Genomic DNA, 16,098 nt, shown 5'->3' with positions numbered 1-16,098 from the left:
TACCGATAATCAATTCATTAGTTTCTAGATTCCCGTAGCTAATACATCTATTCTTCTATGCTAATATTAGTATTGTTATTTTTATTTATAAAAAAAGAACTCCTTCTTCAATCCTAAAGAGGAGTTCCTACCATATCGATTTTCTATTTATTTTCTTTATGTTTACTCCATTTATTCCTTTCTTGAAACACAACCGTACTTAATGCTGGAATAATTACCTTATCCCCTTTCAGCTTATATATGGGTTTCGAGGAAGCCTCATTCGCATTAACGAGTACATTCCATACAGCGTTTCTTGGAAGTACAACTTCAACATCATTTGTGTTGGCATTATGTGCTACAAAATAGCTCCCATTTTGCTTTCCTCTTGATGGTTCAGTAATCGTATAGACAATCGTATTTACCGGTGCATCCAAAAAGCGAATACTATCCTTTATTGCGCTGGCCTCCGTCATCCTGAATACTGGATGGTTTTTACGAAGATCTATCAACCCCGACATATATTTCACTTCATTCACAAATTCTGCATTCCGTTTCCAATCTAATTGATTAATTTCATCTGGGGATTTATAGCTATTATGGTCTCCATACTTAGTTCGCATAAATTCCTGTCCGGCGTGAATAAATGGGATCCCCTGTGAAGTTAAAATGATAGACGAGGCCAGTTTATGTCTTTGTTTTTTCTCTTCATAACTTGCATTTGGATTCGTCAATTCCAACTTGTCCCAAAGGGTGTGATTATCATGTGCTTCTACATAAGTGATGACCTGTTCCGGATCACGGTATGTCGCCTGGTTATTATCATAATCAAGACCGGCCATAATGCCTTTTTTGATCCGATCTTCCATATTCAATTTTCCATTTACGAATCCATTATCCTGCTCTTCAAATACGCTGCCCTTCAGTCCATCTCGAATGTCATCATTGAAATGAGCAATGCCAGGCATTTTTTCAGCATTTTTCTGATTTGCCTTTATGTCAGCCGCAAGCGGAGTATTTAAATCCCAACCTTCCCCATGGATAATAAATGATGGGTCAATACGCTTCAAAGCCTTCCTTACATCATTCATTGTCTCAACATCATGGATTCCCATTAAATCAAATCGAAATCCGTCCAGTTTATATTCCTTCGCCCAATAGCTTGAGGAGTCGACGATGAATTTACGCATCATTCTTCGCTCGGAGGCAGTATCATTGCCGACACCGGTACCATTGGCCAATGTACCATCCTCGTTGTAGCGGTAGTAATAGCCAGGAACCAACTTTTGAAAGTTTGACTCTGCAGCATCATACATATGGTTGTAGACAACATCCATTACTACACGTAGGTCCTCCTTATGGAGCGTTTGGATCATTTGCTTCAGTTCTTTTATTCTCACTTTAGGTTCATAGGGATTGGTAGAATAAGACCCTTCCGGTACATTGTAGTTTTGTGGGTCATACCCCCAGTTATACTGTGGCTCGTCAAGCTTTGTTTCATCTACTGTTTTATAATCATAGATTGGCAAAAATTGAACATGAGTTACTCCCAATGATTGTATATGATCAAGACCGGTTGGAAGCCCATTTGGTCCCTTTGTACCTTTCTCCGTAACGCCTAAATATTTCCCCTTTTGCTTAATTCCGCTTTCTGACTGGATGGACAAGTCGCGTACATGCAATTCATAAATAATTGAACTCTCTGGATTCGCTAACTTTGGTCTCTTATGTTTATCCCAGCCCTTCGGATTTGTTTTCGCTAATTCTATCACGGCTCCTTTTTGACCATTGACTGACGCTGCCCTTACATATGGATCAACAGCCTCTGTCCATTTCCCACCTATATTCACTTTATATGTGTAAAAGAGACCATCCTGATTTCCTTTTAATTTAGCCGTCCATGTCCCCTTTTTATCCGACTTCATCGTAATTTCCTTGCCCTTAGGATCATTCCAATTTTCATAAAGAACGAGCTTTGCCTCTTGAGCTGTTGGAGCCCATAAACGGAAGTTGGTCGAAAAACGTGAGTAGGTGTTCCCAAGATCATTGCCACCATAATAATACTGGCGATCAAACTCCTCTGTCCGCACCACTCCTCCTATCTCAACAGCCCGCTCTCCATAGCCCTCAATTCTCACGGCATAGCTTCCTCGCACATCAAGCTTCTTGTTTGTTTTTATCGTAAACTTATTTGTTACTGAGTTATTCCCTTCCTCAGGAATAATTGCTTGAATGGGTGCATTTTCAAGCTCAATCACTGTTCTGTTTATATCAAGTGGATTATTTGTCGTGACAGTGATTTCTGTAAAGCTGTCCATCGCTGCCTTTTTGATGCTCGGCTCACTGTTTGGTTCTGAATAGTACACTTCATCATCTCCTGAAATAATCCACACCTCCGCCTTTCCATCCTTTATTCCTTCAATCCAACGGTCGCCTCCATCTTTTTCCCATGAATCAGTACGAATAATAAAGCCAACCCGCTCATGAAGTCCCTCCAGTGTAAATCTCGCAACCTTTCCAAATGCATCTTCTTCCTCAAACTGTTCGACATGACCTTCTCCATTTTCAGGCCATACCCATAGATTCCAATCCTTTGCATCATCATTTTCCTGATAATGGATGACAATCTCCGTGTTTCCATCTTCTGCTTTTGCACTTAGCTGAGGGAGCATTGTCAATAACAAGCAAAATGTGCCTAGCCACGCGATAATTCTCTTCTTTCTCACAGACATCTTCCACTCCTCCTTCATTCTTCTCTTAGTAGGCAAACGATTGCATAAATTCATATATGTAATCGTTTTCATAATTACACCCTTCCATTCTAGTAAACTAGCTTTCTGAAGAACAGTTTACGTTTTCCTATTTTTAGAAGAATATGATTCAGAAATATGGACTTTATACCTATACCTTCATATAAAATATACGAAAGAAGATTTTCAGGCAGTTGAATCATTTTCCCTTACCAAAAAGATCCGTAATTCTTGAATAAGTCCTCTTTGACAGAAGGAAAGTTGCCCATCAACATACAAATGTCATTAATTATATGTATCTGCTACTATATTGCAGAATTCTCTTACATAATGGAGATATTTTTCACCCCAACAATAATCTGATTATTGATTACGAAGACATATTATCCCCCAAAGAATAATCGTGAAATATCCTAGCCATATTCTTAAACTCATGGCCCACCTGAAACATTCTTTGTACTTAAGTAAACTGAAGTACTTTATATTTTAAATCAACAAGCAACTAAGCTATCATTCTGTACACGAAGAAAGATGGTCTCTGCATCATACAGAAACCATCTACCCACCACGTAAAATTTTTATATGTTCAATAAAATGAAAATAGAACTAACTTTCTCTATTCATCATTGTTTAGGTTCATTTTTAACACATTCTATCAAAATAGATTCTCTTCTTCGTATGATTTACCTAAACCCCTATCTGAGTCAATATTTCAAAAGAGACAAAGCAGACAACTATTGAACTTCAAGATGAAGATCACCTGCTTTAACCTTTCCAGCCATTTTTAGGAGGCGGTGAATCGCAAGAGCAATCATAACAGGAAGCACCATCCCTATTCCTACATAGTTGAGGAATATGCCCATCCCTTGATTAGCTAAGATGTTTATCGGTGCAATCAACGAGCTTAGCCCCATCCCGCCTAGTTCATACGGTACTTTAAAATCAAAGACCATCGTAGCTATTGGCGCAGCAATTGCGGCAGCCGTAAACGCAGGTATAATGTAGATTGGGTTTTTTATCAAATTTGGAAACTGTACCTTTGGTGTCACGATTGATTGTGCAAGAAAGCCACCTAAATCATTATCTTTATAGCTCATTGCTGTAAAGGCTACAAATTGTACCGTACAGCCAATCAAGGCTGCTGCACTTGATACTGGGTCCAACTGCAGAGCAATCGCAAGCGCAGCTGATGAAGCTGGGGTCATTAATAAAAGACTAAATATTAAGGATAAGACAATCGATCCAATTAAAGGAGAGCCTTCTACAGAAGCTGTAATTTGTGCACTTATCCTTGTTAGTAATGGTGTTGTCACCGCTGCTAATCCAACTCCGGAAATCCCACCAATAAAAATAGCTGTAATCGGAATTGCCATAATGTCCAATTTTGTTTTACCAACCATCCTCTTGCCTATATATGTAGCGATGAGTGCAGCCAATACAGCTGATATAGGTTGTCCAGTGACAATCGTAAAAGCACCTTCTGCTGTTTTTTGAATAGCGGCTCCACCAACAGAGGCACATGCCATTGCACTAAATTGTACTAATGAGTTACCTCCAAGCTGATAGGCAATCCCTGCACCAAGAGCAGGCGCAAGCAAGACCTTTGCCGCTCCTCCAATAGTAAGGAATATTTGCCAATCAAAGTAACCCCCAATTGATTCGAATAATAGACCGATTCCTAATGTTACTAAAACGGCATTTGCGATTCCCGTAGATGCCTTATACATTCGATCAATAATATATTCTTTTCTCTTCATCCCCATCGCCCCTTAGTAGTTAATTAAATATTCTGAAAAATAAAGGTGTTATGTTTTCTTTTTTCTGCATCCTTCCTTTATTGGAGATATTAGTATTTAGATATATTAACACACCTAAAATAAAAATAGCAAAATATTTTGAAAATTTAATATAAATTAATAATTTGAACTTCAAAATAATTCCATAACGTTTTTATCAACTGAATTTCCATATTCATATTATATTTTTAACTTACAGTAATAGTTGGTTTCTGGCATTTTCCTTTTTTCACTCTCCACTTTCCACAGCCAATAATTCTATTTTTAAATATAATCTAATTACACATTTTGATTTACGAATACTTATTAATTATTTTAGTCGTAAAGTAACATAAAAACGGGCAAATACACAAAACTTGTTCTACCTCATAACCAGTACGAAGTATATGAATGATTTTGAGTATCTCTGTTTATAATAGCTGCTGCGTATAATCTTTTTGGTCCAAAAAAAAGGATTTCCGTACTTTTACGGAAATCCTCGCTCTTCTTATAATGATAATGTTAACTTGATTGTCCCATCATTCATCTCATACGATTTAATTTTTCCAAGAGGTATCTTTTTCACGATATCCCAGGAATTAAAATCCATTTTAACCGTCTGATTTGTAGAATCTGAAAATGGCGGACTGTTAAGTATTTTAATTTCATCTTCATTCATATCAGTAGGATTCAAACTCTCAATTTCAAAAATAATCATTCTTTTTTCCATATGAATAGGTTTCAGACTTATCATATATGAAATATTTTTATCTGTTGTACCGCGAATATTCAAGTGGCCTGTTGTTATTTCTACTTTTATATCTTTTTGGCCAGACTGTCTTTTTATTAGTTGTTCTAACATTACTGGCTTAATAGGAACGGTCACTCCATTTTTACTTATTTCGTTAAATTTCTGTTTAAATTTATCCAGCACGGTGGCAACACTCCTAAAGTATTTAGTTTCCGGTTTAATTAAACTCAAATTTTACTTCTGCTTGTTTCTTTTTAATATAACTTAATCGTAACATGGCTAGAATTACATTTCCTACTAATGTGTCCTCTTTTCATCCATAAAAAAGCACGATTCTTTCTTTGGTTATGAAAGAATCGTGCTTTTCTTTTTATCAAATCATACATTCTCTCTTCATTAAAAATGGATAACAAGATCTATCTAACTCTATTATTTTAGATGTAGGCTTAAACATTCATTTCTTTTTCACAGCATATGATTTACTGACAAAAGGAATTTCCTGTATGCCGTTCACCTGATTTACATAAACAGCCATCACAAAACAAACATTTGCGAGCAATCCTAGGAAATCAAATAAGATGTCTAGCACTTCTCGCTCTTCACTAACTTTATGCAGGGCACGATAGGATTTCTTGGCCTCACTGCGTACGACATGAAGTGCGCATGCAGCGTTGCTTCCTTGCGGTAATACGAATTGTTTTACCTTTTCCCCTGTTTTCTCAACATAAAAATCATATCTATCACTCAACCACTGTAAATCTGCTTCAGTTATCGCCAATTTTCCGCGCACAGAACCGTTCACATGATAGCATAGTGCTTGAACCTTACGAAGGTCATCAATGACTGCTTGCTCTTTCTCAGTCAATAACGGGAAAACAGCTCCAAGCCTTGTAGTTAAAGTATCAGTGCGAATCTCATAATCAACTAAACAGCTTTTTTCTCTCATGAATGGATAACTGGAGTAACGCCAGTCTTTTTTCAAGGTTCATTCCCCCTTATTTAAAACTTAGGTTTTAGTATGAAATAATGGTAACTCCGCGACGCCTTCACATAGAAGGCCATCGCACATGAATTCTTCATGCCTCCCCTTTTATATCTATGGCATAAGGAATCATCTGCCTTTTTCCAAAATAGGAATCATTGTATGTATACGTATGAGTTTTAAAAATACGCATCAAGTTAAGATCCGTAATGACTTGTTCGGGTTCCCCTGCTGCAACGAGTTCTCCATTTCCCATAAGTATGAGTCGATCACAATAGCGAGTGGCTAAATTAATATCATGGATGGCCGCGAAGACAGCCTTTCCCTCTTTTACAAGCTCCCGGATGACCTCGGCAATTTGGACCTGATGATAAATATCCAGATCTGAAGTTGGCTCATCCAACAAAATAACCTCAGAATTCTGAGTGATGGCTTTAGCTAAGAAAACAAGCTGACGTTCTCCTCCTGAAAGGGATGTGATATAACGGTCTCTTAAATGATAAATTCCTGTTTGTTTCATCGCTTTCTCTGCCAATTGATTATCATCTTTTTGTGAGAATTGCCATTTCTTCCGATGCGGATGCCTTCCCATAAGTACTACCTGACTCACTGTAAATTCATAGTCAAGGACCGTGCTTTGTGGCATATAGGTGATTGCTTTGGCCACTTCAAGAGTAGTCATCTCAGAGAGAGCATGATTCTTAAAGGCTATTGACCCTGCAGGTGGCTTTAGCAATCCTGCCATTAAGCGCAGTAAAGTAGATTTTCCGGTACCGTTCGGACCAATCAAGCAGGTAAATTGGTTAGTTTCCAAAGAGATATCCATTGCTTTTAAAATCACCTGTTTGCCACGGCTAAAGCTGAGTTTCTCCGCATTCAAAATAGCTGTCATCTCAGATTTCCCCCTTCTTTTTATTTTTTAAAATTAAATAAAGGAAAAACGGAGCGCCAAAAAAAGCTGTAATAATACCGATTTGAATCTCAGCAGGCCTAATGGCCAAACGGGATATTAAGTCAGCAAGAATCAAGAAACTCGCTCCCCCTAAGACACTAGCCAGTAGTAAATTTCGATGCGAGGGCCCAATGATCATACGGATCATATGAGGGACAATCAGACCAACAAAACCGATGGCTCCCGTTAATGAGACACTCATTCCAGTTACTAATGAAGCAGTAATTAACAATAGATTACGGGTGCGCTGAACGGAAATCCCCATATTCTGGGCCTGCTCTTCACCCAGCAGAAAGATATCTAAGTCGTTGGCATGGTACAAAAAGACACAAATCGAAAATAAAACAGGAACAGTTAATATTTGTACATGACTCCAATCACGCCCATTTAAGTTCCCCATCATCCATTGGACAATCTGCTGCATCACTCCTGCATTCGAAAAAGAGATTAGCAGAGAGGTACAGGCTGATAAAAAAGAACTAATCGCAATACCCGTCAGCAGCAATGTCAGTACTGAGGTCCTTCCTTGATTGGTCGCAATCATATAAATTGCAAACAAAGTCAATGCAGCCAGGATAAAGCCCATTAATGGGACGAAAAGAGAATGGATCGCGGCCAAACCAAAATAGATGGCCAGTACACCTCCGAATGCTCCACCTGATGAAACACCAATTATGCCGGGGTCAGCCATCGGGTTGCGAAACACACTTTGCATCACGACTCCCGATATTGCCAAGGCTGCCCCGACTAATCCAGCCACAACAACCCGCCCCAGGCGAATCTGCACAAGGATTGTTTCATACATTGGGTTATAGTCAAACTCTATAAATGGAAGCAGTGAGAGTAATACTTTCACAGTTTCCGTAAATGGAACGATGACCCCGCCATACATGGTTGCTAAAAGTAACGATACGAGCAAGGAACAAATCAGGATTCCAAAAATAAGAACCTGTTTAGACTGTTTACAAACCATATTATTCTCCATATAAAACTTGATAAATATCTTCTGCTCCCTCAATCACAAAATGGGAAGCCGTTGTTAAATTTGCGCTATCTATCACATGCACTTCATTATTCTTAAAGGCTTTAAGATTTTTAAGTGCCGGATCCTTTTGCCATTCCTCGACGAATGTTGCTTTTGAACCGTCATACTGCCAATCGCTTGTAATAATCACATCTGGATTTATCTCAACTAATTTTTCCTTTGAAAGATTTGGATAATCAGGATACTCTTCACCGGTAATGCCCGCTTCTGTAATGGCATTTATCCCGCCTGCTAAGGTGATGATTTCTCCTATTGTAGTATTCTCAGTAACTGAAGAATTTTGCTGTGTCCAGTAAACCACTCGTTTTTTATCTGTTTGTGCTTTTGCTTTCGTTTGTAAATCTGACATCCTCTTTTTGACATCAGCTATGATTTCTTCTGCTTTATCTTCCTCGCCAACAATGGTACCAACCTCCATTAGACCATCCAATACACCTGATATAGAGGAATCATCTTTAAGTTGGTAGGTGGTGATGTCTGCAGCATCAATTTGTTTAAGAACCTCAGGATCTACATAGGAAGGAATCAGCACTAAATCAGGCTGAAGTGACAGCACCAATTCAGATGTGACTGATTCAATTTTTGTATCAATTCCATCTGTTAGATCTGCTACATTCGAAATCCCTGAGTCTGTAGACATTTTCGTTACCGCGGCAATCCGCTCCTCATCAACCAAAGGCAATAAATATTCATCAATAGCCAATGTGGTCGAAACAATCCTTGAAGGTTTTTCTTTAAGGGTCACCTCTTCCCCACGACCGTCTGTTAAGGTTTTCGGATACTCACTTGTTTCCTGGTTTGTTTCTTTTTCCTGGTTGTTTACTGTCTCATCATTTCCGCATGCAAACAATGCAAAAACGGATAAGAACACCAAAAGTGATAAGCTTGCAATCTTTTTCATCTCACTATTCTCCCTTTTTCAAAATTTATTTATATTTAGCGAATTTACGCTGAAATATTAAACATAAAAAAGCCTGTCTTCCCGATTAAGGAAAACAGGCTTGATTCATGCACAGACAAAAAAACGCTGTCAAAATCAGCGCAAAGACACAATCATCTCTACGTTCGCCATCCCTTTTCCCACCGAAAAGTAAGCAATACACATTCATAAGCAGGTTTCCTGACTCTGAGCTTCACTTTACTCTCACACCTTCCCTCTTTTAAAGGTGGTCACGTGATTTCATCAGCTCTTACAGTAGCGGGGGCTGTTCCAGATTTACACTGGATTCCCTTTTACCTCACAAAAGTGAGCACTTATGATTGTTTTAAATTTTCGTACTATTAATATATCATGTTGAAAATGTAAACGGAAGATATTTTTGATATATAGGAATTCACATAAATATAAACAAGTGAAATGACTGTTTTAATTGACCAACTGAATTACACGCATCTTCTAGTCGATCTATCACTTTTATCGCCATCCAATATATGGATTCCCTTTCTGTCCAACCCATATATCGGATTGCTCTAACAACGCTCCTATTTTAAGAAGCCAATCTTCCCTTCCCTTTGGAGCCATCAATTGCACTCCAAGGGGTAAGCCAGAATCTGTCATATGAACAGGCAAGCTAATCGCAGGCTGTCCGATGATGTTCGCCAACTGTGTAAAAGGCGTATACGTTAAACTTGGTTTAAACATTTCATAGACCATTGCTAACTGTTCAGAGGGTTTTAGTTCATTTACTTTCAATAACTGCAAGCTCTGTTCATCCGTATGCGTCAATTCGCCCACCTTTGGAGCTGAGAAAGCTGTTGCCGGCGTCAAATACAAATCATAATCCTCATTGAACCTGGCCATTTGTGCAGCTGCCGTATCCCATTCAGCTAAACTGCGTGTAAATTGAACAGCTGATACATTCTGCCCGGCAGTTCTGAGTACCCATGTGACTATCTCTATATCATTAACGGTAATCGGCCGTCCAATGGCTTCCTCAATGGACAGTATACCTGCTGCCATTTCTCCGCTATTCATAATATAGTAATTTTCCATAAGGCGGATTCCATCTACCCCATTATCACATTCTTCAACGGTGAACCCTGCCTGTTCCAGCCATTTGACTGTCTTATGTACCGCTTCTACAGCTTCTTCACTAACGGGTGTTCCCACCGGAGACTTTGTGGAAAAAGCAATTTTAAACCTTTCTTTCAATGGATTCGAAAGCTCCTTCAAATAGCTCCCATTATATAAAGGTACCTGAAAGGCAGTATCCGGCTGAATGATTTGCAAGGCATCCAGCATAGCTGCACTATCACGAACCGTTTTGGTTAAGGCAAAATCTACCGCAGCTCCATGCCATTGGCGGCCCACACCTGGACCAACGGGTGTCCTTCCCCTTGTTGGCTTCAAGCCTACTAATCCAGTGAATGATGCCGGTATACGAATAGAGCCGCCGCCATCACTGGCACCGCTAATTGGGACCATACCTGAAGTTATACTGGCTGATGCTCCGCCGCTTGATCCACCCGATGAATGCTGCAGGTTCCATGGATTACGTGTCGCTCCATATACAGCTGGCTCAGTAATATTTTTCAGACCAAACTCCGGAGAACTCGTCTGTCCAATAATGACAAATCCTGCCTCACGAATTTTTTTCACAAAATTAGAATCCCGTTTAGCAATCCGATTTACATGTAATTTTGAACCCGCTGTAATCGGTTCGCCTTTAATAGATTGTGATAAGTCTTTTAATAAGATAGGTACTCCTGCAAAAGGTCCGTATATAGATTCAGACTTTCCAGTTTCCATCATTGCCTTTTCGAATCTAGTTCGAACAACTGCATTTGTTTTAGGATTTAGTTCATTTATTTGTTCAAATGCGTCCTCTATTAATTCTATTGCGGATACTTGTTTTTCCTTTACAAGCTTCGCTAACCCAAGTCCATCATATTGGGTATAACATTTAAGATTCATTGCTCCGACACTCCTACTTTTTGGCTACAAATCCTGTTTAGTGTTCTGTTTTAATGCTTTTTTCGTATATAGAATAATACTTATCATTTCAACATTAAATTTTATAGGTATCAATCAATTCATACAAGCGTTCCAGTCCATCTTCTTCCTCAAAATTGTTCATTTTATCGATAATCATCTGTTTGTTTTTAAATATAGTTTCTACCTTATCAGCTAACGTGTTTAACGAAAGCTCATCCTCTTCAATAACATAGGCAAAACCCTGCTTTTTAAATGATTCAGCATTCATGATTTGATCGCCTCTGCTGGCTTTCCTTGATAACGGGATTAAGACCATTGGAATTTTTAAACTTAAAAATTCAAAAATAGAATTTGAACCGGCCCTTGAAACAGCCACAGCTGTCATAGCCAATATATCTGCCAAGCCTTGGTTAATATATTCAAACTGAGCATATCCATCACGATGTAGGGTGGAATCTACCTTTCCTTTTCCGCATAAATGAATGACATTAAAGGTTTTGAGCAATCGATCCAAGTCCTTACGCACAGCCTTATTCACTGCTTCAGAACCCTGACTGCCTCCCATGATCAATAATCCAGGTTTCCTTGTATTAAATTGGCATATTTTCATTCCAATCGATGGGTCACCCTGACGCAGTTCATCTCTTACGATGGGCCCTAAGAAAAAAGACTTTTCTGCAGGAATATGATTTTTAGCCTCCGGAAAGGTATAACAAATTTTTTGAACAAAAGGCAATGATAGCTTATTGGCCAACCCTGGTGTAATGTCTGACTCATGCGAAATGATCGGTACTTTTCTACTCGCCGCAGCAAGAATGACAGGAACGGAAACAAAGCCACCTTTTGAAAAGATTATGGACGGCTGTAACCGCTTAATAATCTTTCTTGATTGCATAAAGCCTTTCAAAATATTAAAAGGGTCTTTTACATTTTTTATATCCATATATCTGCGAAGTTTACCTGTGGATATTGGAAAATAAGTGACACGATCAAACTCCTTTATCAAAGAGACTTCAATTCCCTCTTTAGATCCTATATAGTAAATCTCCCAATCCCTTTCAATCAAATAGGGAATGAGCGCCAAATTGACAGCAACATGCCCAGTTGATCCCCCACCTGTTAAAATGATTCTTTTTTTCATTTTATAAACCTCCGACAAATTTAAACGAGTCATGGAAAGTAACCATTAATATGTATGCTAAGACATGAAATCTAAATTTTATTCTCTCCTATTCACCTTGCTAATCAAAAACGGAGAGTCATCAGTGACTTACTTCCACACCCTTGTGATATTGCTTTGATCCTCATCTATCTTTAAACAATACACATCCGGATTAGTCAGACCCAACCAAGTTTCGTAACCAAAGGATTCATCCAGATGATTTAGGATTAAAGTCAGTAAGTTACCATGTGTTACGATTAATATATTGAGATTCTCGCTATCCAATGCCTCCTTTATTACAGTAAAACCTCTTTTAGCAGCCTCATTGCTGGATTCTCCTCCGGCTAATTTAACATCGCGTTCCAAAAACGATTGGTATAATCTATTTTTCCAATCAGGTAAATCATGTCCAGATAAGATCCGTTCCTTTAAACGATCATCATATTCGAGCTGTATATTCTTTTCTTCAGCAATTGCTTCAGAAGACTCAATTGCCCTTTTATATGGACTGCAGACTATACGCTCTATTGAAATAGAGTTAAAAAAATCAGCTAGTTCCCTCGCCTGTATTTTCCCTTTTTCTGTTAAATCACATTCAGAACCCTGTCCGGTAGCCTCACAATGTCGAACTAAATATATGTATTTCAACACGACACTCTCCTACTCCCTATAAATTTTATTTACTATATTCTACCATATAAGGAATTCCATTAGAGCTTTGGTTAGTACGTCATCCTATTGTTGATAGTTAAATAAAAAATAAGTACCATTAAAATATAGAAATATGAATTCTTAAAACAAGTAGTGCTGAAGCACCTAGTCTTGTACACTCATGTAAATTCTAAATATTTGAGATGCTTGGGATTAAAGATATTGGGATTCTATCTATATATCAGAATAGGAGGATAAATAATGAAGCAATATCACATAATTGTCTCTGGGATTGTTCAAGGTGTAGGATTTCGCTATTTTACTCTGCTTACAGCAAAAGATTATGATATACACGGGTGGGTGCGTAATTTAGTAAATGGTGATGTAGAAATTGTTGCACAAGGAACAGAAGAAGCATTGGATCATTTTCTTGGCAAAATTAGAATAGGCCCAAAATATAGTCGAATAAACCATGTAGAGGTTAACACTCAGGTCGCTACTGAATATAAAAATTTTACAATTAAGTAAACTTATCCAAAACACAGAAAACTCACTTTTATTACAATAAACTTTCTGTTTTGTTACATTTAGGAAACATACCTAGTAATTTTTTGTCGAATCTACTACACTAGGCTAGTACTTTAAAATTTTACTAAGTTTAGTGGGGGTCAACATGAAGAATAAAGTTTTATCTATTACTGCTACCGCTGTCCTGGCGTCTTCTATTTTTGCTGGTGCTGCTTCTGCTGCTACCGTCACAGTTTCTAAAGGTGATTCTTTATGGAAATTAGCAGTTAAATATAATACTACTGTGTCTGCAATCAAAAAGGAAAACAACCTAACGTCTGATACTATTTACATAGGTCAAACACTTAATATTGGTGAAAATACGACTGCAAGCACTTCTACAAAGAAATATACAGTAAAATCCGGTGATTCTTTATGGAAAATTGCAAATACCTATAATACAACTGTTGCAAACTTAAAATCTTGGAATAATTTAAAAAGCGACACCATTTATGTTGGACAAGTATTGGTTGTAAGCAAATCAACTACTTCAACTGGTACCACTTCAGGCAGTACGGTTACAAAATCAGAAGCTGAGCGCATGGTTGCTACGGCAAAAAGTTTAATTGGCACTCCTTATAAATGGGGTGGAACAACACCATCAGGATTCGATTGCAGCGGGTTCATTTACTATATCGTTAAACAAGAACGCCCAAGCTTTACACGTACTAACACAGCAACTTACTTCTCTACTATGAAGAAAGTAAACACACCTTCTGTAGGTGACTTTGTATTCTTTGAAACATATACTTCCGGTGCTTCTCATATGGGAATCTATGTTGGAAACAATAAATTCATCCACGCTGGCTCCAGCGGTGTTGTACAGGCTGATATGACATCATCCTATTGGAAACCAAAATACTTAGGTGCAAGAAGCCTATAAGCATATCTTTATCAATCAAAATCGGTAAGCTACTATTGCTTGCCGATTTTTTATTTTTTCTTCTGAATTATGATTTCATTATTTGAGGATTTATCTAAATTTATACAATTAGGAATTAGCCGTATAGCTGAATATCATTCGGACATCATATTCTTAAATCGGTTATGTAAGGAGATTGTCAGATGGCTAAAGTATTTGGAAATGACCCATTACATATACTATTTGCATCCATTCAAGGAGAAACTGAACGAGATTACTGGGAGCAACTAAATGATGGCTTATCCTATCATAAAGGAATATCATGCTTGGAAGATGGCAGCTATCTGATTATTGAACAAAGGCAATGGATTGAACAAGAAAGCATTGGCTACCCCATTTCAAAGGAAGATGCCCTAAAAGAAATTCTCTTATCAGATAATCTTCATTTATTAAATCACCCTAAATTTTATGATTTAAAAATTCTTTATGAAAAAACAAGGAATACTCCATAATCGAAAGGAGTATTCCTCTTAAATTAGCCTATTCTTTTTCTACCCATTCGCCATCATCGTTTTTCTTGTATTTATTTTTCACCGCACTCCAGGCTACTTTAAAAGCTGTTTCTTCTTCATCATATTCTTCTCTTGCCGAATTAAAGGCTTCTTTAAATATTTCCTGAGCATGATGCGGTAACGAGTCCTTTACGGAATCTGGGAGTTCACTAACAGATTTGTAGGGCATATGATAAACCTCCAGTAATAAATGTTTTAACATTTTATTACCTTGTATCCCCCTTCTTTAAACAAAAAGTCTCTCCAAAGGAATACCCCGGAGAGACATTAAATAAAATTATTCACCAAGATCAACATTATGATAAACTTGCTGAACATCCTCTAAATCTTCAATTGCATCAATCATTTTTTCAAATTGCGCCTGTGCATCTGGATCCAATGTTACATCATTTTGAGCAAGCATGGTAAGCTCTGCCACAGTGAATTCTGTAATTCCCACATTTTTCAATGCTTCTTGAACAGCATGGAATTGATGCGGTTCTGCATAGATGATAACCGCCTCATCTTCTTCCAGGATATCACGAACATCTATATCTGCTTCCATTAGCAATTCAAGCACTTCATCAGATGTTTTCCCTTCAATACCAAAAACTGCTGTAGCATCAAACATATAGGCAACAGATCCGCTGACACCCATATTCCCACCATTCTTACCAAACGCTGCACGGACTTCTGAAGCTGTACGATTAACATTATTCGTTAATGCATCCACAATCACCATGGAACCATTTGGCCCAAAACCTTCATAACGAAGCTCATCATAGTTTTCTTCTGCTCCGCCTTTAGCTTTCTCAATCGCACGATCAATAATTGCTTTTGGTACACTGTATGTTTTTGCACGTTCAAGTACCATTTTTAATGCTTGGTTAGATTCGGGGCTTGGTTCACCCTGTTTTGCAGCTACGTATATTTCACGTCCAAATTTGGCATAAATACGACTTGTATTAGCATCCTTAGAAGCCTTTTTCTCTTTAATGTTATTCCATTTACGTCCCATTATGAACACTCTCTTTCCACTATATATCTACTTAAAAATAGTAATACGAATAAGCTTTTACTTCAATACTTTTTGTTACAATCCCTTGGTTTCTCCAAGATTCTATGTATAAATGAAG

Annotated in this window: 15 protein-coding genes and 1 riboswitch; of the genes, 3 read left to right on the top strand and 12 right to left on the bottom strand. The window is 37.9% G+C overall.

Translation table 11 applies throughout. The annotated features are described in order from the left end of the window. Positions 1–143: 143 nt before the first annotated feature. The 10 genes from pulA to F7984_RS08030 form a co-directional block, all read right to left on the bottom strand. Positions 144–2,711, bottom strand: coding sequence for a type I pullulanase (gene pulA / locus F7984_RS08075; protein ID WP_140461666.1), 2,568 nt, complete (start codon positions 2,709–2,711; stop codon positions 144–146). A gap of 752 nt (positions 2,712–3,463) precedes the next feature. Next, positions 3,464–4,492, bottom strand: coding sequence for a PTS sugar transporter subunit IIC (locus tag F7984_RS08070; RefSeq protein WP_066099792.1), 1,029 nt, complete (start codon positions 4,490–4,492; stop codon positions 3,464–3,466). Positions 4,493–5,012: 520 nt separating this feature from the next. After that, the gene (locus F7984_RS08065; RefSeq protein ID WP_140461345.1) at positions 5,013–5,438 is read right to left on the bottom strand and encodes a hypothetical protein; all 426 of its coding nucleotides are present in this window, start codon (positions 5,436–5,438) and stop codon (positions 5,013–5,015) included. Positions 5,439–5,709: 271 nt separating this feature from the next. After that, the gene (locus tag F7984_RS08060; protein ID WP_140461344.1) at positions 5,710–6,237 is read right to left on the bottom strand and encodes a hypothetical protein; all 528 of its coding nucleotides are present in this window, start codon (positions 6,235–6,237) and stop codon (positions 5,710–5,712) included. A 94-nt stretch (positions 6,238–6,331) separates the two neighbouring features. Beyond that, entirely contained in the window at positions 6,332–7,129 is a 798-nt protein-coding gene (locus F7984_RS08055; RefSeq protein WP_066099802.1) for an ABC transporter ATP-binding protein, read from the bottom strand. 1 nt (position 7,130) lies between these two features. After that, positions 7,131–8,162: a FecCD family ABC transporter permease gene (locus tag F7984_RS08050; RefSeq protein WP_181161991.1), complete on the bottom strand. Its 1,032-nt coding sequence runs from the start codon at positions 8,160–8,162 to the stop codon at positions 7,131–7,133. A gap of 1 nt (position 8,163) precedes the next feature. Further along, on the bottom strand, positions 8,164–9,135 hold the full coding sequence (locus tag F7984_RS08045) for an ABC transporter substrate-binding protein (protein WP_066099809.1): 972 nt from the start codon (positions 9,133–9,135) through the stop codon (positions 8,164–8,166). Between the two features lie 191 nt (positions 9,136–9,326). Beyond that, positions 9,327–9,507, bottom strand: a riboswitch (cobalamin riboswitch). A gap of 141 nt (positions 9,508–9,648) precedes the next feature. Next, complete coding sequence (locus F7984_RS08040; RefSeq protein WP_140461342.1) at positions 9,649–11,148, bottom strand: amidase; 1,500 nt, start codon at positions 11,146–11,148, stop codon at positions 9,649–9,651. Between the two features lie 94 nt (positions 11,149–11,242). Further along, the gene (locus F7984_RS08035) at positions 11,243–12,310 is read right to left on the bottom strand and encodes an undecaprenyldiphospho-muramoylpentapeptide beta-N-acetylglucosaminyltransferase (protein ID WP_066099816.1); all 1,068 of its coding nucleotides are present in this window, start codon (positions 12,308–12,310) and stop codon (positions 11,243–11,245) included. A gap of 129 nt (positions 12,311–12,439) precedes the next feature. After that, positions 12,440–12,979 (bottom strand): histidine phosphatase family protein, encoded by a 540-nt coding sequence (locus F7984_RS08030; protein ID WP_066099821.1) that lies wholly within the window; start codon positions 12,977–12,979, stop codon positions 12,440–12,442. A 264-nt stretch (positions 12,980–13,243) separates the two neighbouring features. Between F7984_RS08030 and F7984_RS08025 the strand changes: the two genes are divergently transcribed. From F7984_RS08025 to F7984_RS08015, 3 genes are all read left to right on the top strand, one after another. Further along, entirely contained in the window at positions 13,244–13,510 is a 267-nt protein-coding gene (locus F7984_RS08025) for an acylphosphatase (RefSeq protein WP_066099827.1), read from the top strand. A gap of 145 nt (positions 13,511–13,655) precedes the next feature. Continuing rightward, positions 13,656–14,432, top strand: a complete 777-nt coding sequence (locus tag F7984_RS08020; protein ID WP_066099829.1) for a C40 family peptidase — start codon at positions 13,656–13,658, stop codon at positions 14,430–14,432. 182 nt (positions 14,433–14,614) lie between these two features. Beyond that, positions 14,615–14,923, top strand: coding sequence for a hypothetical protein (locus F7984_RS08015; protein WP_066099832.1), 309 nt, complete (start codon positions 14,615–14,617; stop codon positions 14,921–14,923). 28 nt (positions 14,924–14,951) lie between these two features. On the opposite strand, the gene F7984_RS08010 is transcribed toward F7984_RS08015, so the two are convergent. Next, positions 14,952–15,152 (bottom strand): ChaB family protein, encoded by a 201-nt coding sequence (locus F7984_RS08010; RefSeq protein ID WP_066102205.1) that lies wholly within the window; start codon positions 15,150–15,152, stop codon positions 14,952–14,954. A 108-nt stretch (positions 15,153–15,260) separates the two neighbouring features. Further along, complete coding sequence (locus F7984_RS08005; RefSeq protein WP_066099835.1) at positions 15,261–15,980, bottom strand: YebC/PmpR family DNA-binding transcriptional regulator; 720 nt, start codon at positions 15,978–15,980, stop codon at positions 15,261–15,263. Between the last annotated feature and the right edge of the window lie 118 nt (positions 15,981–16,098).

Origin of the sequence: Pradoshia sp. D12, from assembly GCF_008935075.1 — a bacterium.
Taxonomy (GTDB): domain Bacteria; phylum Bacillota; class Bacilli; order Bacillales; family Pradoshiaceae; genus Pradoshia.
Note: the sequence above shows the minus strand (reverse complement) of the source record. Positions and strands in the feature narration are given on the sequence as shown.

What these genes read in the sequence shown, in the direction of transcription:
- pulA (WP_140461666.1), bottom strand. Translation starts at nt 2,711, where the DNA reads ATGTCTGTGAGAAAGAAGAGAATTATCGCGTGGCTAGGCACATTTTGC.
- F7984_RS08020 (WP_066099829.1), top strand. Translation starts at nt 13,656, where the DNA reads ATGAAGAATAAAGTTTTATCTATTACTGCTACCGCTGTCCTGGCGTCT.
- F7984_RS08035 (WP_066099816.1), bottom strand. Translation starts at nt 12,310, where the DNA reads ATGAAAAAAAGAATCATTTTAACAGGTGGGGGATCAACTGGGCATGTT.
- F7984_RS08070 (WP_066099792.1), bottom strand. Translation starts at nt 4,492, where the DNA reads ATGGGGATGAAGAGAAAAGAATATATTATTGATCGAATGTATAAGGCA.
- F7984_RS08055 (WP_066099802.1), bottom strand. Translation starts at nt 7,129, where the DNA reads ATGACAGCTATTTTGAATGCGGAGAAACTCAGCTTTAGCCGTGGCAAA.
- F7984_RS08025 (WP_066099827.1), top strand. Translation starts at nt 13,244, where the DNA reads ATGAAGCAATATCACATAATTGTCTCTGGGATTGTTCAAGGTGTAGGA.
- F7984_RS08015 (WP_066099832.1), top strand. Translation starts at nt 14,615, where the DNA reads ATGGCTAAAGTATTTGGAAATGACCCATTACATATACTATTTGCATCC.
- F7984_RS08050 (WP_181161991.1), bottom strand. Translation starts at nt 8,162, where the DNA reads ATGGTTTGTAAACAGTCTAAACAGGTTCTTATTTTTGGAATCCTGATT.
- F7984_RS08045 (WP_066099809.1), bottom strand. Translation starts at nt 9,135, where the DNA reads ATGAAAAAGATTGCAAGCTTATCACTTTTGGTGTTCTTATCCGTTTTT.
- F7984_RS08010 (WP_066102205.1), bottom strand. Translation starts at nt 15,152, where the DNA reads ATGCCCTACAAATCTGTTAGTGAACTCCCAGATTCCGTAAAGGACTCG.
- F7984_RS08005 (WP_066099835.1), bottom strand. Translation starts at nt 15,980, where the DNA reads ATGGGACGTAAATGGAATAACATTAAAGAGAAAAAGGCTTCTAAGGAT.
- F7984_RS08040 (WP_140461342.1), bottom strand. Translation starts at nt 11,148, where the DNA reads ATGAATCTTAAATGTTATACCCAATATGATGGACTTGGGTTAGCGAAG.